The sequence below is a fragment of the Streptomyces sp. NPDC051677 genome, from assembly GCF_044453465.1.
Classification (GTDB): domain Bacteria; phylum Actinomycetota; class Actinomycetes; order Streptomycetales; family Streptomycetaceae; genus Streptomyces.
In genome coordinates this window covers 122784-143465 of the sequence record NZ_JBITCT010000008.1, presented here as the reverse complement: position 1 = coordinate 143465, position 20682 = coordinate 122784, and the positions used below count along the sequence as shown (strand labels likewise).

The window sequence follows — 20682 nt, the reverse complement described above, 5'->3', positions numbered from 1 at the left end:
TCGGCAACGCGGCAGGCGGCAGCTCACTGGCGTGAACTGCCGCCTGGCAGACAGGACTTGACGTAAAAAGTGGGGGCGGGCTACTTCGTCGGCTTCTTGCCGGTGATGCCCAGGTGCACCAACAGCGCCAGGTTCGGCTTGAGTTCAGCCTGCTTGACGCCCCACGTCGTGAAGCCCTTCTGGTGCGAGGCGACCGCCGCGAGCATCGCGACGAGCGCACCGGCGACAGCGGCCGGGTTCACGTCCTTGTCGACCCTGCCCTTGGACTGCAGCTCGGCGACCGCGTCCGACAGGGAGTTGTTCACCGAGTTGAGGATCTTCATGCGGAGTTTGTAGAAGCGCTTGTCGCCCTCCGCCGCGCCGAGATCGACGACTCTGAGGATCGCGTCGTTCTTCCGCCAGAACTCCAGGAAGCCGTCGACGAGCTCCTGCGCCGTCTGCCAGCCCGCCTTGCCGACCCACGACCGGCCGGCGACCAGCTCGGTCAACTCGGCTCCCTCGGTGGCCATTTGCTCGGCGATCTCCAGGACGGCTCCCTCGACGTCGGGGAAGTACTGGTAGAACGTCGCGGGCGAAGTACCGGCCTTCCGGGCGACATCGATGACCTTGACGTCCCGGTAGGGAGAGGAGCTGAGCATCTCGCTGAGGCAGTCGAGCAGCTTCTGCCGCGTCGCCTGCCCGCGCCGACCGGCCACGCGGCCGTCGACGGTACGCACTTGTCCTGTCATGCCGTCAGCTTACCGAGGGGTGATCGGAGCGCTATTCGGCCGACTGCAAATGGGGTGCACGGGGGTACGGAGGCGGGTGTGCCTGGTCGCGCCGGGTCTGCGCGCGGCGTGAACCCCCGTTAGTTTGGCTGCATGGCCGAAAACAGGGCATCGGTGTACGCGGCGGGACCCCCCGGGGGATTCCCGGAGGGCGTCCCCTGCTGGGTGGACGCCCAGCTCCCCGACGTGAACGCGGGCAGACGGTTCTACGGCGAGCTCTTCGGGTGGACCTTCGAGGGGCGGCCGGAGGGCCAGGGCGACTCCGTGTGGGCCCGGCTGGACGGCGAGCCCGTCGCCGCGCTCGCCCACAAGACGGACGGCCGCATGCCCACCGTCTGGACCGTGTACTTCGCGACCCCGGACGCCGAGTCGACCGCCCGGCGGATCCAGGCGTCCGGCGGGCAGGTGGTGATGGCCCCGCTGCCGGTCGACGGGCTCGGCACCGGCGCCCTCGCCGCCGACCCCGAGGGCGCCGTCTTCGGGCTCTGGCAGCCCGGCAGCCACCCCGGCTTCGGCGTCCGGCACCGGCCCGGCGCCTTCGCCTGGGCGCAGCTCTACGCCCGCGACACCGAGGCCGCCAACACCTTCTACGGGAACCTCTTCCACGCGGCCCTCTTCGGCCCCGGCGCCGCCCCCGACTTCGGCCGCGCCCCGGTCGGCGACGTCTTCCCGGAGGTGATGCCGCCGCACTTCCTCGTCCACTTCGGCGTCGAGGACTGCGAGGCGGCGATCGGCGCGGTGAGCCGGCTGGGCGGGCGGCTGCAGGCGGGGCCGTTCACCGCCTCGTACGGCACGGTGGCCGTCGTCACCGACAGCCAGGGGGCCTCGTTCGCGCTGCTCCAGCGCTGAGCGCACGCTCAGCGGCCCGCTCTCACCGACCGCTCGCCGTCCCCTGGTCGGCTCCTCACCGGCAGGTTTGTCCTACGGTGAGTAGTTTTTGCCCGCATATGAAATGAGACACCCCGATTGCCCCCGGGTTCGCAACCAGCCGCCCGGCCAGGAAGAATCGGGGTGCGTGCCGCCATGGCGGTGCGGTGGTGAGACGCTGCACGGGGCCGTGTACACAAGTGGGTGACGCGGCTCGTACGGGGAGGTGGCAGGCAAGTGGTGGATCAGCTGACGCAGCACGATCCTCGGCGGATCGGGCCGTTCGAGGTGCTGGGACGGCTGGGTGCCGGCGGCATGGGGCTGGTCTATCTGGCCCGCTCGGCCTCGGGCCGGCGCGTGGCGATCAAGACGGTCCGGACCGAGCTCGCCGAGGACCAGCTCTTCCGGGTGCGTTTCACGCGCGAGGTGGAGGCGGCCCGGGCGGTCTCCGGCTTCTACACGGCCGCGGTCGTCGACGCCGATCCGCGCGCCGCCGTGCCGTGGCTGGCCACCGCCTACGTGCCCGCGCCCTCCCTCGAAGAGATAGTGAACGAGTGCGGGCCGATGCCGGCCCAGGCGGTGCGCTGGCTGGCCGCGGGCGTCGCGGAGGCCCTCCAGTCGATCCACGGCGCCGGGCTGGTCCACCGTGATCTGAAACCGTCCAACGTGCTCGTGGTCGAGGACGGCCCGCGCGTGATCGACTTCGGTATCGCGTCCGGTGTCTCGAACACGCGTTTGACGATGACGAACGTCGCGGTCGGCACCCCCGCCTACATGTCCCCCGAGCAGGCCAAGGACTCGCGCAGCGTGACCGGCGCGAGCGACGTCTTCTCGCTCGGCTCGATGCTCGTCTTCGCCGCCACCGGCCACCCGCCCTTCCACGGCGCCAACCCGGTCGAGACCGTCTTCATGCTGCTGCGCGAGGGCCCGGACCTGGAGGGCCTGCCGGACGAACTGCGGCCGCTCATCGAGTCCCTCATGCAGATGGACGCCAAGGCCCGCCCCAACCCGGCCGACCTCCAGGCCCAGCTCGCCCCCCACCTCTTCGGCTCCGGCTCCGACGACAGCGGTACGGCGTCGGCATGGCTGCCCGAGAAGGCCGTCACCCTCATCGAGACGCGCCGCGGCGGCCGCCCGGCGCCGAAACCGGCGCCCTCCGGCCCCCGCAGCGGCGGCGGAGCGGGCGGCGGCTTCGCAGGCGGCGGCCTCGCGGGCGGCAACGTGGGCGGAGGCGGTGGAGGCGGCGGTGGAGGCGGCGGTGGCGTGGCCATGGGCCGCGGGCCCGCCGCGCAGGCCGTACCGCCCCCGCCGTCCCACGACCCCGTCGTCCTCGCCCGTCCGGCGCAGCCGCCCGCGGCCGTCGCCGTCGGCGCCCCCGACACCGGTCCCGTCCGGCTGGCGGGCGCGGCCGTGCCGATCGGGCCCGGCCCGCGCGTCGCCGACGTCCGCGCCACGGCCGCCGTGAAGGCGCCGGTCGCCGAGCCCGGCCTGGTCGCGAACTGGTCCCGCCTGCACCCCGGCGTCAACGGCGCCGACACCGCCCTGCCGGCCGCCCAGAGCGCGCCCCCGGAGACCCCGGCGGGCTGGCGGCCCTGGCGGTTCCGCATGTCGAACGACGTGTGGGGCACGCCGTCGGTCGCCGGAGACCTCGTCTACGTCACCTCCTTCGAGGTGCACGCCCTGGACGTGGCCACCGGCCGGCGCCGCTTCAAGACGCGGGACGTCGCCTGGTCGATGGCGGTCGCGGACGGCCGCGTGCACGCCTCCGACGGCCCCACCCTGTTCGCCCTGGACGCCCGCGAGGGCGGCGACCTGTGGCGGCTGTCCACGGACGCCTGGGTGTACTCGCTCAAGGCCGACCGGGGCACGGTCGTCACCGGCACCCGCGGCGGCGGCGTCCAGGCCTGGGAGGCCTCGAACGGGCAGAAGCTCTGGGAGATCAGCGGCTGCCAGACCGACTTCGAGTCCCCCGAGGCCGGGCCGACGCTCCACGAGGGCACGGTCTTCGTCTGGCAGGACGCCCGACTCAGAGCCCTCGACGCCCGTACGGGTGACGAACGCTGGTCGTACCCCATCGGCGACACCGCCTCCTGCGGCGGCGTCCCGGTCCGCGTCACCCCCGCCCCCGACGGCTACGTCTACCTCTCCGCCGGCACCCGCGTCCTCGCCGTCGACGTCGCGAGCGGCAGGGTGCGCTGGCACTTCGAGGCCCCGGCGGTGTTCCTGTCCGCGCCGACCTTCGTGCCCGGCCCGGCCGTCACCGGCGGCGGCGTCTACCTCGCCGACTACCTCGGCACGGTGTACGCCATCGACGCCACCGACGGCCGCGACCGCTGGCGCATCGCGACGGAGTCCCGCGCGTCCGTCGACCCCGTCCTCGTCGCCGCCGGCCATGTCCACGTCGGCAGCGGCAAGGGCCTGTACACCCTGGACGCCGTCACGGGCACGCCCAAGTGGCGGTTCCAGGCGGGCGGCGACATCGTGGGCGCCCCGGCGGTCGCGGAGGGCCGTATCCACTTCGGCTCCACGGACCACCTGCTCTACACCCTGAAGGCCGACGACGGCCGGCTGCGCTGGAAGCTGGCGACGGGCGGCGAGATCACCGGCTCCCCGGTGGTCCGCGACGGCGTCGTGTACGCGTGCAGCAAGGACCGCTGCGTGTACGCGCTGGACGCGGAGAAGGGCACGGGCACGGCCCGAACGGCGTAAGCCATCGGCGCCGGTGGCCGGTGGCCGGTTGCCGTGCCAGTACGGGTACGAGCACGGGTCATGGGACGGCCGTCGTGCCGGGTGCACGGAAGGGGATCCAGACGGCGGCCGCCACCCCAGACGCTACGCCGGGGATGGGGCGGTCGCCAGGCAGTGACATGGTCGTGACAGAACGTGCCTAGGGTGTCGGTATGGATCGACGGGGGCAGAAGTTCAGGTTCACCGCGGTGTCGGTGTTCGTCGTACTGGCGCTGACCGGTTTCTCGACGGGAAGGGGCCACGGCCACGGCAGCAGCCACAGCGGCGGCGGTGGCGGCGGGTGCAGCAGCTCCGGCCAGGACCACGACAGCTCGTCGTCGAGCGGCGGTTCGAGCGGCGGCACTTCGGGATCGCGCTACCACGACTACGACGACGATGACGACACCGTCACGGACGACACCGCCACCGACGGCACGTACGGCGACAGCGGCTCCTCCGACGCGTCCACGACACTCCAGGACGCCACGGTGAAACTGATCGACTGCGCGACGCCCACCCGGCCGTACGCGACGGTCCAGGTCACCAACCCCAACGCGACCGGCGCCCACTTCACCGTCACGGTCGACTTCCTCGACGCCGGCTCCACCCGGCTGGAAGAGCAGCGCACCGACACCTACATCGCCGGGAACGAGACGACGACGCTCCAGGTCGACCTGTCCACCCCGGGCGTCGCGGCGAAGGTCGACCACTGCAACCCGGAGCCGTACGCACCCGCCGGCTCCGGCTGACAGTCGCTCACCGCACCCGGAACCCGCCGCCCCGCCGCCCGGCGAACAGCTCCGCCTGCTGCTCGGTCGGCAGATTGCCCAGGGAGATGAGATGGGGCGCCTGTGCGAACGCCATCGCGCGGGTCGCCTCCTTCGCCGCCCACAGGGCCCGTACGGTGCCCTGGACGCCGGCCGGGGGATACCCGGCGACGACGGCGGCGCAGGCGACGGCGGCCGCCAACGCCCCGCCCGTGTCGGTGAGTTCGGAGACGAATCCGACCTCGAACGCACGCCGGGCGGAGATCCGTTCCGCCGTCCCCATGAGCATCATCCGCGCGACCTCCCCGTACGGCATCCGTTGCGCGAGGAGCACCGACTCGTACGCGCTGACCATGCCGTACGTGGTGTGCGGGTCGAAGAACACGGCGTCGGCGCCCGCGACGACGAACTCGCACTCCCCGAGCAGATAGAAGGCGCCGCCGCAGGCCATCCCCTCCACGGCGGCCACGACCGGCTTCCACAGGTCGTTCGCCTTGGGGCCGACGGTGAGCAGCGGATCGTCCTGCATATAGGGGGAGGCGGGCTGCGGCACGACGGCGTCCCGGTCGAGCCCGGTGGAGAACGCCCGCCCGCCGGCGCCGGTGAGCACGACGGCCCGTACGGCGTCGTCGAAGCGCAACTCCCGCCAGACCCGCTGCAGTTCGCGGACCGTGTCGAGGTCGACGGCGTTGAGCCGGCCCGGCCGGTCGAGGGTGACGACGGCCACCCCGGTGTCCTTGTCGACGTCGAGGCGCACGCTCACGGCCGCACTCATGACCGCTCCAGGACCCAACTCGGCAGGCCGTCCCCGTCGAAGACGGCCTGCACCCGGGCGCCGATCCGGACGCGGCTGAGGGAGACGGAGTCCAGCCGCGCCCCCGGCCCGCTCACCAGGTTTCCCACCAGCCGTATCCGGGGCGCCTCGGCCAGCTCGACGAGGATCACGTTGTACGGGGCCTGCGCCGCGTAGTCGGGGAGGAGGGGCGGGTGCGGGACGACGTAGGACCAGATGCGGCCGCGGCCCGACACCTGCCGCCACTCGCTCGCGAAGGACTGGCAGTGCGGGCAGCAGGGGCGGGGCGGGAAGCGTGGTTCGCCGCAGTCGGCGCAGGCCTGGACGCGGAGTTCGCCCTGGGCGGCGTACCGCCAGAAGGGGGCGCCGTCGGCGTCGGGGACGGGACTCAGCATGTTCGGCTCCCTCAGTTCCTCAGTTCCTCAGTTCCTCGGTTCTCGCGTCCTCAGTTCCTCAGCAGGAGGGCGGATGTGGGGACGCCCTCGCCGGCGGTGACCAGGCAGGTGGCGGCGTCCGGGACCTGGGCGGTGCTGGTCCCGCGCAGTTGCTTCACGCCCTCGTTGATGAGGTTGAACCCGTGGACGTAGGCCTCGCTGAGCCCGCCGCCGCCGGTGTTGAGGGGCAGCCGTCCGCCGATCTCCAGGGTCCCCTGCTCCGTGAAGGCGCCGCCCTCGCCCCGGCCGCAGAACCCGTAGCCCTCCAGGGAGAGGGGGACCAGGGGCGTGAAGGCGTCGTAGATCTGGGCGACGTCGATGTCCTGCGGGGTGAAGTCGGCGTGCTTCCACAGGTGTCGGGCGGCCGCCCAGGCGGGCCCGGTGAGGGGGTCGTCGTTCCAGTAGTTGACCATGCCGTGGTGCTGGGCGGGCAGGCCCTGGGCGGCCGAGTGCACGTACACGGGCCGCTGCCGGCAGTCCCGGGCCCGCTCGCTGCTGACGACCACGCAGGCCAACGCCCCGTCCGTCTCCAGGCAGTTGTCGTAGAGGCAGAGGGGCTCGCTGATCCACCGGGAGGTCATGTACAGCTCGCGGGTGAGGGGGCGGTCGTACATGATCGCCGCCGGGTTCTGGTTGGCGCGGTTGCGGCAGGCGAGGGCGACGTTGAAGAGGTGGTCGCGGGTCGCGCCGTACTCGTGCAGGTAGCGGCGGGCCAGCATGGCTATCTCGTCGACCGGCCGCAGGAGGCCGAAGGGGCGCGTCCACTGGGCGGGGGTGGCGAGCTGGACGGCCGTGTTGGTCCAGGGGCGCGGCCCGCTGCCCCGCTTGCGCGAGCGCCACGCCACGCCCACCGTGGCCTGGCCGGAGGCGATGGCGGCGGCGAGGTGGGCGACCGTCGCGCAGGAGCCGCCGCCGCCGTATCCGACCTTGCTGAAGAAGGTCAGGTCGCCGAAGCCGACGGCCTTCGCCAGCTCGACCTCGTCCGTCTCCTCCATGGTGTAGGAGGCGAGGGCGTCGACCTCGCCGGGGGCGATCCCGGCGTCGTCGAGGGCGGCGAGGACGGCACGGCAGGCGAGGGTCCGCTCGTCCTCGGGGAGGCGCTTGGCGAACGGCGTCTGTCCGATGCCGACGACGGCGGTGGCGTCCTTGAGCCCGGTCACTGGCTGCACCTCCGCGGCGGGGACTGGTGAGCTGACAGGACGTCAGGTTACAGCTAATCTGACGGGTCGTCAGCTAGTGGAGTGGGGCGGCGGGCGCGGGAGGTCGGTCGTGGGCGGAGAAGGCGTGAGTGGAGACGTAGTGAGTGGAGACGTCGTGGGTGGAGAAGAAGACGTAGCGGGGGACGGGACTTACGGCGAGTGGGACAGCATCGGGGCGCTGGTCCGGTCGGCGGCCGAGCGGTACGCGGACACCGAGGCCGTGGTCGACGGCCGTACCCGGATCTCGTACGGCGAACTCGGCGCACGGGTCGAACGTGCGGCGGCGGCGTGCATCGCGGGCGGGCTGCGGGCGGGGGACCGGGTCGGCATCTGGGCCCCCAACTCGCTGGAGTGGATGGTCGCGGCGCTCGGCGCGGTGTCGGCGGGGGCGGTCCTGGTCCCGCTGAACACCCGGTTCAAAGGGGCGGAGGCCGCGTATGTGCTGCGCAGGAGCAGGGCACGGCTGCTGTTCGTCACCGGCACGTTCCTCGGCACGTCGTACGTGGCGTCACTGCGACGGGCGGCGGGGGAGGGCGCGGGGTCGGAGACGGGGTCGGGGTCGGCGGCGGGGCCGCTGCCTGGGCTGCCCGCGCTGGAACACGCGGTGGTCCTGTCCGACGACGCGCCGGTCGGCTTCCGCACCTGGAAGGACTTCCTCGCGAGCGGGGACGGGGTGGGAGCGGCGCAGGTGCGGGCGCGGGCGGACGCCGTGCGAGGGGAGTGGCCGTCGGACATCGTCTACACCTCGGGTACGACGGGCCGCCCGAAGGGCGCGGTGATCACACACGCGCAGACCCTGCGGGCGTACGGGATCTGGGCCGACCTGGCGGGGCTGCGACACGGCGACCGCTACCTGATCGTCAACCCCTTCTTCCACACCTTCGGCTACAAGGCGGGCGTGCTCGCCTGTCTGATGCGGGGCGCGACGATGATCCCGCAGCCGGTGTTCAACGTGGACGCGGTGCTCGCGAACGTGGCCTCGGAACGGGTGTCGGTGCTGCCCGGCCCGCCGACGCTGCACCAGTCCCTCCTGGACCATCCGTCCCGCGCCTCGTACGACCTCTCGGCGCTGCGGCTGGTCGTCACGGGCGCGGCGGTCGTCCCGCTGCGCCTGGTGGAGCGGCTGCGGGGCGAGCTCGGCGTGCGGACGGTCCTGACGGCGTACGGCCTCTCGGAGGCCAGCGGCATCGTCACGATGTGCCGCCGCGGCGACGAGCCGAGGGTGATCGCCTCGACGTCGGGCCGGGCGATCACCGGGACGGAGGTGAAGGTCGTAGCGGCAGGCGACGAGACGGGGGCCGCCCTCGCCCCGGGCGCGCCGGGCGAGGTCCTGGTCCGCGGCTTCAACGTCATGCGCGGCTACTACGAGGACGAGACGGCGACGGCGGAGGCCCTCACGCCGGACGGCTGGCTGCGCACGGGCGACGTCGGCGTCCTGGACGCCGCCGGCAACCTGCGCATCACCGATCGCCTCAAGGACATGTTCATCGTCGGCGGCTTCAACGCCTACCCGGCGGAGATAGAGCAACTCCTGGGCCTGCACCCGGACGTCGCGGACGTGGCGGTCATCGGCGTCCCGGACCCCCGGCTGGGCGAGGTCGGCAAGGCCTACGTGGTCCGCCGCCCGGGCGCGACCTCCACAGCCGACGACCTGATCGCCTGGTCCCGCCGGGAAATGGCCAACTACAAGGTCCCGAGGACGGTGGAGTTCATCCCCCAACTGCCGCGCAACGCGAGCGGCAAGGTGGTGAAGGGGGAGCTGCGGTGAGCCCTTGGCAGAGGCGCCGGCAGGCGATTGTTCAACGCCTGCCGGGTCCTGCGTGGGCGTCGGGAGCCGACGTGGCGGCGGCGTCATAGGTGACGCGGGCGGTGGTGATGTCGGCGCGGTGGCGTTCTGCCCAGCCGACGAGCCCGGCGAGGGTCGCGTGGAGTTCGCGGGCCATGGGCGTGAGGCTGTATTCCACCTTGGGCGGCACCGTGGGGTAGACGGTCCGGATGAGCAGGCCGTCGCGTTCCAGCTTGCGCAGATTCAGGGTGAGCATGCGTCGGCTGATGCCCGTGATGGTGCGCTCCAGCTCGGTGAACCGGACCGGTCCGGGTGCGGCAGCGACGAGGATTCCGATGCTCCACTTGCCCGCGACATGGTCGAGGACCTCCGTGATCGGGCACGCCTCGTTGCTGACCTGGTCGGACACATCGGTGTGACTGCGTGACATCAAAGTGCCTCCTTCCGCATCGCTTCATGGTTACAGAGGATGACTGCTGTAACAAATCGTGCACCATTGGAAGGGGTTCCCGTGCGGAGAGTCGACTCATCAGCACAGACGTCGCGTTGGCTGGCACTGGCGGTGCTCTGTGCCGGGCAGTTGATGGTCATTCTCGACGGGACCATCGTGAGCGTGGCGCTGCCGTCCATCCAGCACAACCTCGGCTTCTCCTCGTCCAGCCTGGCCTGGGTGGTCAACGCCTACCTGGTCCCCTTCGGCGGCCTGCTGCTGCTTGCCGGACGGCTCGGCGACCTCATCGGGCGCAAGCGGGTCTTCATCGCCGGCCTGGGCGTCTTCACGGCTGCCTCGCTGTTGTGCGGTGTGTCCCAGGACCCGGCGATGCTGCTCGCCTCCCGGTTCGTCCAGGGCATCGGCGGCGCGGTGACCTCCGCCGTCACCCTCGGCATGGTCGTGACCCTGTTCCCGCAGCCGAGGGAGCGGGCGAAGGCCATCGGCGTCTACAGCTTCGTCCAGTCCGCCGGTGGCTCCATGGGCCTCCTCGCCGGCGGCGCCCTGACGCAGGCCATCAGCTGGCACTGGATCTTCTTCGTCAACGTCCCGATCGGCATCGTGGCCGCGCTGATGGCTGGGCGCGTGCTCGCGTCCGAGCACGGTGTCGGCCTCGACAAGGGCACCGATCTCGTGGGCGGGCTCCTGGTCACATCCGCACTGATGCTCAGCGTCTACACGATCGTCGAGACCACCGACCACGGCTGGTCTTCCGCGCACACGCTGAGTTTCGGCACCGCGGCCCTCACCCTGCTCATCGCCTTCGTCGCCCGCCAGACGAAGGCGTCCCACCCGCTGCTTCCGCTCCGTGTGTTCCGCTCGCGCAACGTCTCAGGAGCGATGGTCATCCAGGCCCTCATGGTGGCCGGGATGTTCAGCTTCCAGTTCCTGTGCGTCCTCTACCTGCAGAAGGTGCTCGGCTTTGACGAGATGCACACCGGCCTCGGCATCTTCCCGGTCTCGGTCGCGATCGGCGCCCTGTCCCTCGGCCTCTCGCCCAAGCTGATCGCGCGCTTCGGTCCCCGTGCCGTGCTCCTTCCGGGACTCTCGCTGATCGCTGCGGGTCTCGCCGCGCTCGGCCGCGTGCCGGCGGGCGGGAGCTACGTCGTGGACGTCCTGCCCGCGCTGCTGCCGCTCGGCATCGGCTTCGGCCTTGCGATGCCGGCGCTGGCCACGCTCGCGATGTCAGCGGCCACGCCCCAGGACTCGGGGATCGCCTCCGGCATGTTCAACACCATGCAGCAGATCGGCAGCGCCTTCGGCCTCGCGGTCCTCAGCACGCTCGCCAACGCGCATACGGATGCCCTGCTGAGCGACGGGGCGAGCACCGCCTCGGCGCTCACGGGTGGTTACCGGCTTGCCTTCCGCATCGGATCGGGCCTCGTCGCCGTCGCTCTCCTCCTCGGCGCCACCCTGCTGCGCTCCTCCACCACGGCCCGACGTCCAGCGGCCGAGAGGAAGCCGGTCGCCGAGCACGCCACTCGCTGACCAGGCAGGCCTGTGGACAACCGCCCTTGGGCCCAAGCCCTTCCGTGAACTGCCGTTCGAGGAAGGGCTTGGGCCCTGCTCGGACACGCCTCGGCCGCGGCGGCTCCCCCTCCGCGCCGCCGCGGCCGATCCCCGTCGTGATGAAGGTCTACTTGCCGCCGAGGTCCAGGGCGGGCGGGACCGGCGCGTGGTTCTCCAGCGTGACGATCTCGTCGTCGGCCGCCGGCTCGGCCTTCTCGGTGTCCGGCTTCTTGAGGTCGTCGAGCGCCGGCAGGATCGGCGCGTGGTTCTCCATGGCCTTGATGTCCGCGGTGGCGTCCGTCGTCTGCTTCTCGGTGTTGCTCATGTGCAGGCTCCCCCTGGGAGTGGTGTTCGGGTGACTGAGCGACGCCTCTGTCCGGCGATTCCCCCGAGTATCGCCGGACAGAGGGCATATGCCGGAGCCCACCCCCCAGTGGGCCCGTGCGACCCGTCTGCCCCCCGACGCGACGGACCGTTGAGTCGACCTTGCCAGGGCGTCATAAACGTTCGATGAACGTCGCGGGCGCGGGGCTCATGACGCGTCCAGGGGCGTCAGCAGACGACGTACCTCGGCGGCCTCGGGCACCCTCGACTGCTCCAGGAGGAGCAGGGCCTCGCGCCAGCAGGCTCGTGCCCGGTCCGACTGCCCGAGTGCGTGCAGGCTCCTGCCCAGTGCGGTCAGCACACTGCCCCGGATGAGGTCGCCGCCGATGAACCCGATCGCCAGCGCCTGTTCGGCGTGCTGGGCCGCCTGGGCGGGGCGCCGGTCGGCCAGGTGCAGCTGGGCGATGCGGAAGTGCGTCGTCCCCTCCCACAGGCGCTGCCGGTTGCTGCCGAACATCTCCAGCGCGTCGGTCAGCTGCACCAGCCCCTCGGCCAGCCTGCCGGCCCGGATCAGCGCGACGCCGAGAGCGTAGCGGCCGTTCGCGAGCCGCAGGGTCAGTCCGAGCTGCTGGAAGATCTCGACGCCCTGCTGGGCCAGGGTGACCGCGTCGGGCGGGCGGTTCATGCGCTCGTAGAGCCGTGACAGGTTGCACAGCGCGCTGGCCTCGCCGGGCCGGTTCCCGTCCGCCCGGTAGCCGTCCCTGGCGGTGGTGAGGAACGCTTCGGCCTCGTCGTAGCGGCCTTGGCTGAGCGCGATGATCCCGCGGTCGGTGGCGGCCCAGCTGATCGGCGTCGCGTCGTTCGCCAGGGTGGCGAGCTCGATGGCTCGCCGGGCCTCCTCGTCCGCCTCGGCGTAGCGTCCGGCGGCCAGGTGGACGTTGGAGAGCGCCGTGCGGGCGCGGCTCTCCGCGCGGATGTCGCCGACGTCCTGCGCGGCGTCCCGCAGGACCATCGCGGCCGTCTCGTACTGCTTCGCGTTCGCGCCCGACTCGGCCAGGTCCTTCGCCGCCCACAGCAGATCGACGGCGCGACGCAGCCCGCTGCCCGTGGTCTGCTGCCGTGCGCAGGCCAGCAGGCACTGAGCCTCCAGGAAGAGCCAGTCCAGGGCCTCCGTCCGGTCCGTGAACGTCAGACCGGTGTACGAGGTGGGCTCCAGGTGCGTGACCGTCCGGTCCCCGGGCCGTTCGATCGCGTAGACCCCTGCCGCTGTCGCCAGACAGAAGTCCAGCAACCGCGACAGCGCCGCCCCCCGTTCGCTCGCCGGACGCTCGTCGCGTTCCGCGCATGCACGCGCGTAGAGGCGGACGAGGTCGTGGAAGCGGTAGCGGCCGGGGGCCGCGGATTCCAGGAGGGAGGTGTCCACCAGGGACTCGAGCAGGTCTTCGGTGTCCTCCGGGGGAAGGTCCAGGACCGCTGCCGCCGCGCGGAGGGACATGTCCGGGCCGTCGGCCAGGCCGAGCAGGCGGAACGCGCGGGCCTGGGCCGGTTCCAGTTGGCCGTAGCCCAGTTCGAAGGTGGCCTTCACGGCGAGGTCGCCGGCCTGGAGCTCGTCCAGGCGACGGCGTTCGTCCGCGAGCTTCGCCGCCAGCACGGACACCGTCCAGGTGCGGCGGGCCGCGAGCCGGGACGCCGCGATGCGGATCGCCAGCGGCAGGAAGCCGCACGCGGCGACGACGTCGAGGGCGGCCTTGCGCTCAGAGGCCACCCGTTCCTCGCCCACGATCTTGGTGAACAGGGCCAGCGCCTCGTCGGGCGACATGACGTCCAGGTCGACGAGGTGCGCGCCCGCCAAATCCACCATCCGCACCCGCGCGGTGACCAGCGCCGCGCACCCCTCGGTGCCCGGCAGCAGCGGACGCACCTGCGCCGCGTCCTTCGCGTTGTCCAGCAGGACCAGCACCCGGCGCCCGTCCAGCACCGACCGGTACAGCGCCGCCCGTTCCTCCAGGGAGTCCGGGATCGCCGAGTCGGCCGTGCCGAGCGCCCGCAGGAACGAGCCCAGTACGGTCTCCGGTTCCGCGGCCCGGGCCCCGGCGCCCTGCAGGTCGACGTACAACTGCCCGTCGGGGAAGGCGGACCGGGCCTGGTGGGCCACGTGCACGGCGAGGGTCGTCTTGCCCACGCCCCCGATGCCCGCCAGCGCCGACACGGCCATGACGCGGCCCGTCCCGCCGCCGCCCTCCGGACCGGACGCCGCCGACAGCACCGCGCTCAGCTCCCGCACGAACGACGACCGTCCGGTGAAGTCGGGCACCGTCGCCGGGAGTTGGGCCGGGCGGACCCGCACCACCGCCGGTTCCGCCGCCGGGGCCGACGGCCCCGCGAGCTCCGGGTCGGCCTGGAGGATACGGCGCTGCAACTCGCGCAGCCCCGCCCGCGGGTCCACGCCCAGCTCCTCCGCCAGCAGCCGCCGCGTGTCCGCGTACACCGCAAGGGCCTCCGCCTGCCGGCCGCTGCGGTACAGGGCCAGCATCAGCAGCTCGCGCAGCCGTTCGCGCAGCGGGTACGCGGCCGTCAGCGCCGTCAGCTCCGAGACCGCCTCGGCGTGGCAGCCCTGCTCCAGGTCCATGTCCAGCCGGGACTCCAGCAGCCCCAGCCGCCACTCCTCCAGCCGGACGCGCTGCGCCTCCGCGTACGGGCCGGGGACGCCGGCGAGGGCCTCCCCGTCCCACAGGCCGAGCGCGCGGTTCAGCACCTCGCGGGCCTGGGACAGGTCCCCGGCCGCCTTGGCCTTCTCGGCCTCCGCCGCCCACTCCTGCGCCACCCCGAGATCGAGGGCGCCCTCGCCCAGCCCGCGCACCGCGTACCCGCCGGACTCGCTCACCAGTACGCCCGGGTCCAGCACCTTCCGCAGCCGCGAGGCGTAGGTCCGCACCGCCGCCAGCGCCTGCGACGGCGGTTCCTCGCCCCACAGGGCGTCGATCAGCTCGGCGGCCGTCGCCGTCCGGCCCTCGCGCAGCAACAGGGCGGCCAGCAGGGCGCGTTGCTGGGGGGAGCCGGTGGCCAGCTGCTCGTCCCCGCGCCGTGCGCGCACGGGGCCGAGCACGGCGAAGCGCAGCGTCGCCGGCTCCCCGGGGGAGGCGGGGCGCCACTGCTCCGGCACACGCGGGCCGCCGTGTCCTACCCGGTCGTCCATCAGGGCTCCCTTTAGGCATCCGAATTACCTGTTCAGTTTGCCCTGTCCATGCCGGAACCGTCAGCTTCCCGTCTTGGTATCCGGGAGGTGCGCAGGAGTCCACACATCCCTCACATCTTGTGTGCACACATCCCCACAGAGTCGATCAAGTCCGGCTCGCGCCCGGCGAGAACGCGATAGCTGACGATCCGTCAGATCAGCGCTACCGTGCCCCCATGGAGACCACATCGAGGACCACATCGCCTGCGACGCCCCTCCCGCTGATCATCTCCGTCGACGACCACACCGTGGAGCCGTCCACCGTCTGGCAGGACCGGCTGCCGAAGAAGTACCTCGACACCGCGCCCCGCGTCGTCCGCGCCCCGCTGAAGGAGATGACGTTCCTCGGCGGCCGCTTCAAGCCCGTCATGGGCGAGCCCGGCGACGACGGCCCCCTCGGCGACTGGTGGATCTACGAGGACCTGCAGCGTCCCCTCACCCGCCTCGACACCGCCGTCGGCTTCAGCCGTGACGAGATCAAGCTGGAGGTCATCACCTACGAGCAGATGCGCCCGGGGTCGTACGACGTGCCGTCCCGCCTCGCCGACATGGACGTCAACCACGTCCAGTCCGCCGTCTGCTTCCCCACCTTCCCGCGCTTCTGCGGGCAGACCTTCACCGAGGCCGCCGACCACGAGCTGGGCCTGCTCTGTGTGCGCGCCTACAACGACTGGACGGTGGAGGAGTGGTGCGGCCCGGACGCCCACGGCCGGCTGATCCCCCTCACCCTCATCCCCCTGTGGGACGCCGAGCTGGCGGCGCAGGAGGTCCGGCGCAACGCCGCCCGCGGGGTGCGTGCGGTCGCCTTCTCCGAGATACCCCCGCACCTCGGTCTGCCGTCCGTCCACACCGACTACTGGGACCCGTTCCTCGCCGCCTGCGACGAGACCGGCACGGTCGTGGCCATGCACATCGGCTCCTCCAGCCGCATGCCCTCCACCTCCGCGGACGCCCCGCCCGCCGTCGGCTCCACCATCACCTTCGCCAACTGCTGCTTCTCGATGGTCGACTGGCTGATGAGCGGCAAGTTCGAACGCTTCCCCAACCTGAAGGTGATGTACGCGGAGGGCCAGATCGGCTGGATCCCGTACATCCTGGAGCGCGCCGACGTGGTGTGGGAGGAGAACCGCGGGTGGGGCGGGGTCGCGGACAAGGTCCACCGGCCGCCGTCCGAGCTGTTCGCCGACCACGTCTACGGCTGCTTCTTCGACGACGCCTTCGGCCTGCGCAACCTCGACTCCATCGGCCTCGGGAACGTCCTCTACGAGACCGACTACCCGCACTCCGACTCCACCTGGCCGAAGTCGCGGGAGGTCGGCGAGGCGCAGATGGGGCACCTGGCGCCCGACGTCGTGGAGCGGATCGTCCGCGGCAACGCGATCGACCTGCTGGGGCTGACGAAGGACGGCCTCTGGGACGGCGGCACGCGGTGAGCACGTCCCTCGCTTACGGCATCCAGCTCCCGGTCCAGTCCCAGTCGACGATCTACGCCGAGCCCTGGGAGGCCGGCGCGGGCCCCGCCGATCTCGTCGCGATCGCCCGCGCCGCCGACCGCGCCGGCTTCGCCTACGTCGCCGTCTGCGACCACGTGGCGATCCCGCGCCGGCTGGCCGAGGCCATGAGCACGGTCTGGTACGACCCCGTGGCCACCCTCGCCCACCTCGCGGCCGTCACCGAACACGTCCGCCTGCTCAGCCACGTCGCCGTCGTCGGCCTGCGCCACCCCCTCCTCACCGCCAAGCAGTACGCCACCCTGGACGCGCTCTCCGGCGGCCGGCTGATCCTCGGGGTCGGCGCCGGGCACGTACGGGAGGAGTTCGAGGCGTTGGGGGTGGACTTCGAGCGGCGGGGCGCCGTGCTCGACGAGACGATCGACGCCCTGCGCGCCGCGCTCGGGCCGGACGAGTTCCCGGCCCACCACGGCAAGCTGTACGACTTCGAGGACCTCGGCCAACGGCCACGGCCCGCACAGGCGCGGGTGCCGCTGTGGGTCGGCGGCTCCTCCCCGGCGGCGGTGCGCCGGGCCGCGCTCAAGGGCGACGGCTGGCTGCCCCAGGGCGACCCGAGGGACCGGCTGCCCGCGCAGATCGAACGGCTGCGGCGGCTGCGGGAGGACGCCGGTCTGACGGAGCCGCTCACCGTCGGCGCCATCACCGAGCCGCTCTACGTCGGCGCCCCCGGCTGGGACGTGGGCCGCCGTACCCTCACCGGCCCGCCGGAGGCCCTCGCCGAGTCCCTCCGCGCCTATCAGGCGATGGGCGTGGACCAGATCCAGGTCCGCTTCCGCTGCCGCAGCCGCACCGAACTCACCGACCAGATCGGCGAGTTCGGCGCGGCGGTGGGGCCGCTGCTGGTTGCCTCGCCCTGAGCGGTTTCCCTTGAACCTTTGAACATGTCCACGCCGGTTCGCGTATGTACGGAGGTACGGATGTGATGGCTCCGGCGGAAGGACCCCGGAAGTGCGATCCGGCCCGCGATTCTCCGTCGCCCTCGCCTGCGCCGAGGGCGACTGGCCGCCCGACGGCTGGCCCGCCTCCGACGACTATTACGTGGACCGGGTGGTGCGCACCACCCCGCCCTACGACGCCCTGCGCGAGCGCGCGGTGGACGTCGTCGTACTGCGCTGTACGGAGCCGAGGGAGGCCTTCCCGGTGTTGCTGAGGGCGCTGGACGGCCGCAGTGTCCCGTTGATCGTCGTGAGCGCCCGCACGGACGTCGACACGGTCGTCGAGTTCTTCCGGGCCGGCGTCGGCTATCTGGTCGAGGGCGACTACTGCCCCCACATGCTGTCCTCGGCGGTGATGGCGTCAGCCGTCGGCCACACCTACCTCTCGCCGACCGCCTGCGCCGCCCTGCGCGAGGGGGCGCGGCGGATGTCGACGGCCGGCGGCGTCATGGAACGGCTGCGATCCCTGCTCTCCCCGCGCGAGCGGGAGATCATGGAGCTGTTGTCCACCGGCCTCGGCGCGCAGGAGATCGGGCTGCGGTTGAGACTCAGCGAGAAGACCGTCCGCAACAACCTCAGCAACATCTACGCCAAGCTCGACGCCCGGGGCAGCACGGACGCGGTCCTGCGGTGGCTCGGGGCCACCCCGGCCGCGCCCGTGCTTCGCACCTGAGAATCTGTCAGGTTTCCGCTCTACGGTACGGCGATGTCCGACAGCGGGATTTCCACGTCGGTGACGTTATCCCCGCCCTGGCCGAATCCGGGCTCCGCGCGGAGGGCCGCGCTGCTGCCGCCGTCCTCGACGTCGTTGGTGCTCGCGCCGCCGCCGGAGGAATTCAGCAGTGCGCTGGCCTCGGGAGTGCCGCATTTCACATTGCGCAGCCAGAGCCGTCCGTCCGGGGTGCCGTTCTTCAGGATCTGCGGGTAGAACACGTGAATGGCGGTGGAGCCCTCGCTCGGCGAGAAGAACACCGTCTTGCCGTCCTGCGGCTCCTTGTACGTGGCCTTGATGAAACCGCTCACGTCGGTCCGCTTGTGCGACCACATGAAGAAGCCGATGTTGTCCGCCTGTACGGTGTCGGACCGGTCGAAGGCCAGCGTGGTCTTCTTGTCGTCCCGCGTGATGTTCACTTCCCTCGTCTGGAACTTCGCGCCGACCTCGAAGAAGGAATTTCCCAGTTTGATGCCGCTGTCGCTGACGAACCCTTCCTCCAGCTGAACGGTCCGGGTCACCGAGGCGCTCACGCTGAAGGTCTTGGTGGAGGTCGACGCGTTTCCGCAGTTGTCGGAGATGCCGGAGACCCGCTCGTTGGGGCCCAGGCTGTCCTGTTTGAACTGGACGTCGACGAATTCGCAGTTCGCCAGTTTGTCGGAGTCGGACTTGCAGTCGGCCGAGACCTCCGAGGGCGTGGCGGCGCCGGCCGAGTTCATCAGTGTGACGCCGGCCGCGACGGCGGCCACGGGGGCGACGATCACGAGCGCGAGGCGCTTCTTGCGGCTGCGGTGGCCGTGGCTTCTGGTACGGCTGGTTCGGGACATGATGGTTTCTCCTGGTGGGGGGTGGTGCGGGGCTGTTCCGGGGGTTGGGGTCAGCAGTCTTCGAGGACGGTCTTGGCGACGCCGTCCACGACTCCGGGGGCGCCGGCGGCTCCCGCCAGCATCGAGGGACCCTCGACGACGTCCTGGAGGACGAAGTTCTGCTCGGGGGTGGCGCTGGTGGCGAGGGTCGCCTCACGGGCGTCGATCCGCACCCGCCATTCGCCCGTCATGCGCTGCATTTTCGGCGTGAATTCGATATGGGCGACCTTTCCGACCGGGACCTCGACGGTGTCCTTGCTGCCGGCCTTCGCGCTGTTGGTCGTCATGTTGAGCGTGCTCTTGTGGACCGACCAGGAGCCGGTCAGCACACCGAGAAGACCGCCCGATCCGCCCTGCACGATGGTGATCTGCTTGCCCTTGCCCTGGGCCACCTCGGACTCCCAGGCGATGGACACCTTGGCCGGATCGGTGGCGTTCGGCTCACAGTTCGGGAAGTCGATGGAGGCCTTTTCGGTGGGTCCGTTGAATGTCTCGAAATTGGTCTCGACGAAATCACAGTTGTCGGATCCGAAACTCGGGCCGGCGATGGGATGCCCGCCGAAGTCACTGATGGACTGCTGTTTCCCGTTGAGCACCTCGGCCCTGTTGCACAGGTCCATGATCTGCTCGGGAGTCTTCGCGTCGGCCGCGTTCGCCGACGGCAGCAGCGCGACGACGGCGGCTCCGGTCGCCAGTGCCGCGCCGATCGCGACGAACCGGATCTTCTTGTTCTTGAACTTCCTGCTTCTTTTGGCCATATCGTGTTCCGCTCTTGAGGGTGTCTTTACAGTTCCGCTGTGGATTATTGGCGTTCTGCACAGGCTGTGGACAGAGTCAAATGTCCCTACCGGCAGGTCACTTGGTGTGTGCTTGTGCGATGAGTGACGGTGGCACGCAATTCGGTGCGCACATCTGACGCATCGTCAGTTCCGGCGTTACGATGCTGAGCTCCAGTGATGCGATGCGAAGGGGGTTCGGCATGGGCAAGCTCGACGGGCGCGTCGTCCTCGTCACAGGGGCCGCGCGGGGTCAGGGGGAGCAGGAGGCCCGGCTGTTCCGGGCGGAGGGGGCCGAGGTCGTCGTCGCCGACGTGCTCGACGACCAGGGTGCGGCCCTCGCCGAGGAGATCGGCGCGCTGTACGTGCACCTGGACGTGGGGCGGGAGGACGACTGGCGCTCCGCCGTGCGCGCCGCGCAGGACGCGTACGGCCGCCTCGACGGCCTCGTCAACAACGCCGGCATCCTGCGCTTCAACGCCCTCGTCGACACGCCCCTCGACGAGTTCATGCAGGTCGTGCAGGTCAACCAGGTCGGCTGCTTCCTGGGCGTGAAAACGGCCGCCCCGGTCCTCGCGGACGGCGGCACGATCGTCAACACGGCCTCGTACACCGCCGTGACCGGGATGGCGGCGGTGGGCTCGTACGCGGCGACCAAGCACGCGATCCTCGGGCTCACCCGGGTCGCCGCCCTGGAGCTCGCGCCGCGCGGCATCCGGGTCAACGCGATGTGCCCCGGCGCCGTCGACACCGCGATGTCCAACCCGTCCCTCCTGGACCCGGACGCGGACCCCGAGGAGACCTCGAAGGCCCTCGACGGGCTGTACCGCAAGCTCGTGCCGCTGGGCAGGGTGGGCCGGCCGGAGGAGGTGGCCCGGCTCGCCCTCTTCCTCACCTCGGACGACTCCTCGTACATCACCGGGCAGCCGTTCGTGATCGACGGGGGGTGGCTGGCGGGGGTCTCCATCATCTGACTGGTCGTCA

The 20682-nt window shown here is 71.5% G+C and carries 18 protein-coding genes; 9 read left to right on the top strand and 9 right to left on the bottom strand.

Annotated features, from left to right (window positions below; genetic code table 11):
- Nucleotides 1-80 precede the first annotated feature (80 nt).
- The gene (locus ACIBAF_RS12005) at nt 81-716 is read right to left on the bottom strand and encodes a TetR family transcriptional regulator (protein ID WP_399463167.1); all 636 of its coding nucleotides are present in this window, start codon (nt 714-716) and stop codon (nt 81-83) included.
- A 144-nt stretch (nt 717-860) separates the two neighbouring features.
- Here ACIBAF_RS12005 and ACIBAF_RS12000 point away from each other — a divergent pair, with 144 nt between their 5' ends.
- The 3 genes from ACIBAF_RS12000 (at nt 861) to ACIBAF_RS11990 (ending at nt 5110) form a co-directional block, all read left to right on the top strand.
- Nucleotides 861-1616 (top strand): VOC family protein, encoded by a 756-nt coding sequence (locus ACIBAF_RS12000; RefSeq protein WP_399463058.1) that lies wholly within the window; start codon nt 861-863, stop codon nt 1614-1616.
- 255 nt (nt 1617-1871) lie between these two features.
- Entirely contained in the window at nt 1872-4343 is a 2472-nt protein-coding gene (locus ACIBAF_RS11995; protein ID WP_399463057.1) for a PQQ-binding-like beta-propeller repeat protein, read from the top strand.
- A 191-nt stretch (nt 4344-4534) separates the two neighbouring features.
- The gene (locus ACIBAF_RS11990; RefSeq protein WP_399463056.1) at nt 4535-5110 is read left to right on the top strand and encodes a hypothetical protein; all 576 of its coding nucleotides are present in this window, start codon (nt 4535-4537) and stop codon (nt 5108-5110) included.
- A 7-nt stretch (nt 5111-5117) separates the two neighbouring features.
- Here ACIBAF_RS11990 and ACIBAF_RS11985 read toward each other — a convergent pair whose 3' ends face one another.
- The 3 genes from ACIBAF_RS11985 to ACIBAF_RS11975 are packed head-to-tail and all read right to left on the bottom strand — an operon-like array spanning nt 5118 to nt 7515.
- Complete coding sequence (locus tag ACIBAF_RS11985) at nt 5118-5903, bottom strand: enoyl-CoA hydratase/isomerase family protein (RefSeq protein WP_399463055.1); 786 nt, start codon at nt 5901-5903, stop codon at nt 5118-5120.
- Nucleotides 5900-6316: a Zn-ribbon domain-containing OB-fold protein gene (locus ACIBAF_RS11980; protein WP_399463054.1), complete on the bottom strand. Its 417-nt coding sequence runs from the start codon at nt 6314-6316 to the stop codon at nt 5900-5902. The genes ACIBAF_RS11985 and ACIBAF_RS11980 overlap by 4 nt, the downstream gene beginning before the upstream one ends.
- 50 nt (nt 6317-6366) lie before the next feature.
- Nucleotides 6367-7515: a lipid-transfer protein gene (locus ACIBAF_RS11975; protein WP_399463053.1), complete on the bottom strand. Its 1149-nt coding sequence runs from the start codon at nt 7513-7515 to the stop codon at nt 6367-6369.
- Nucleotides 7516-7669: 154 nt separating this feature from the next.
- On the opposite strand from ACIBAF_RS11975, the gene ACIBAF_RS11970 reads away from it, so the two are divergent.
- Complete coding sequence (locus tag ACIBAF_RS11970) at nt 7670-9322, top strand: FadD3 family acyl-CoA ligase (protein WP_399463052.1); 1653 nt, start codon at nt 7670-7672, stop codon at nt 9320-9322.
- A 31-nt stretch (nt 9323-9353) separates the two neighbouring features.
- On the opposite strand, the gene ACIBAF_RS11965 is transcribed toward ACIBAF_RS11970, so the two are convergent.
- Entirely contained in the window at nt 9354-9770 is a 417-nt protein-coding gene (locus ACIBAF_RS11965; protein WP_399463051.1) for a winged helix-turn-helix transcriptional regulator, read from the bottom strand.
- Between the two features lie 153 nt (nt 9771-9923).
- On the opposite strand from ACIBAF_RS11965, the gene ACIBAF_RS11960 reads away from it, so the two are divergent.
- Nucleotides 9924-11318 carry an MFS transporter gene (locus tag ACIBAF_RS11960; RefSeq protein ID WP_399463166.1) on the top strand — a complete coding sequence of 465 codons (1395 nt, stop codon included), beginning with the start codon at nt 9924-9926 and terminating at the stop codon, nt 11316-11318.
- Between the two features lie 148 nt (nt 11319-11466).
- On the opposite strand, the gene ACIBAF_RS11955 is transcribed toward ACIBAF_RS11960, so the two are convergent.
- Nucleotides 11467-11664 carry a sigma-like protein gene (locus ACIBAF_RS11955; protein ID WP_399463050.1) on the bottom strand — a complete coding sequence of 66 codons (198 nt, stop codon included), beginning with the start codon at nt 11662-11664 and terminating at the stop codon, nt 11467-11469.
- A gap of 207 nt (nt 11665-11871) precedes the next feature.
- Nucleotides 11872-14859, bottom strand: a complete 2988-nt coding sequence (locus ACIBAF_RS11950; protein ID WP_399463049.1) for a BTAD domain-containing putative transcriptional regulator — start codon at nt 14857-14859, stop codon at nt 11872-11874.
- Between the two features lie 215 nt (nt 14860-15074).
- Between ACIBAF_RS11950 and ACIBAF_RS11945 the strand changes: the two genes are divergently transcribed.
- The 3 genes from ACIBAF_RS11945 (at nt 15075) to ACIBAF_RS11935 (ending at nt 18017) form a co-directional block, all read left to right on the top strand.
- Nucleotides 15075-16331 carry an amidohydrolase family protein gene (locus ACIBAF_RS11945; protein WP_399463048.1) on the top strand — a complete coding sequence of 419 codons (1257 nt, stop codon included), beginning with the start codon at nt 15075-15077 and terminating at the stop codon, nt 16329-16331.
- On the top strand, nt 16328-17266 hold the full coding sequence (locus ACIBAF_RS11940; RefSeq protein ID WP_399463047.1) for an LLM class F420-dependent oxidoreductase: 939 nt from the start codon (nt 16328-16330) through the stop codon (nt 17264-17266). Before ACIBAF_RS11945 ends, ACIBAF_RS11940 begins: the two co-directional genes overlap by 4 nt.
- A 91-nt stretch (nt 17267-17357) precedes the next feature.
- Nucleotides 17358-18017 carry a LuxR C-terminal-related transcriptional regulator gene (locus tag ACIBAF_RS11935; protein ID WP_399463046.1) on the top strand — a complete coding sequence of 220 codons (660 nt, stop codon included), beginning with the start codon at nt 17358-17360 and terminating at the stop codon, nt 18015-18017.
- Between the two features lie 20 nt (nt 18018-18037).
- Here ACIBAF_RS11935 and ACIBAF_RS11930 read toward each other — a convergent pair whose 3' ends face one another.
- Both ACIBAF_RS11930 and ACIBAF_RS11925 read right to left on the bottom strand, forming a co-directional pair.
- Entirely contained in the window at nt 18038-18883 is an 846-nt protein-coding gene (locus tag ACIBAF_RS11930) for a hypothetical protein (RefSeq protein ID WP_399463045.1), read from the bottom strand.
- Nucleotides 18884-18933: 50 nt separating this feature from the next.
- Nucleotides 18934-19680, bottom strand: coding sequence for a hypothetical protein (locus tag ACIBAF_RS11925; RefSeq protein ID WP_399463044.1), 747 nt, complete (start codon nt 19678-19680; stop codon nt 18934-18936).
- A 221-nt stretch (nt 19681-19901) separates the two neighbouring features.
- Between ACIBAF_RS11925 and ACIBAF_RS11920 the strand changes: the two genes are divergently transcribed.
- Nucleotides 19902-20672 (top strand): SDR family NAD(P)-dependent oxidoreductase, encoded by a 771-nt coding sequence (locus ACIBAF_RS11920; RefSeq protein ID WP_399463043.1) that lies wholly within the window; start codon nt 19902-19904, stop codon nt 20670-20672.
- Nucleotides 20673-20682 lie beyond the last annotated feature (10 nt).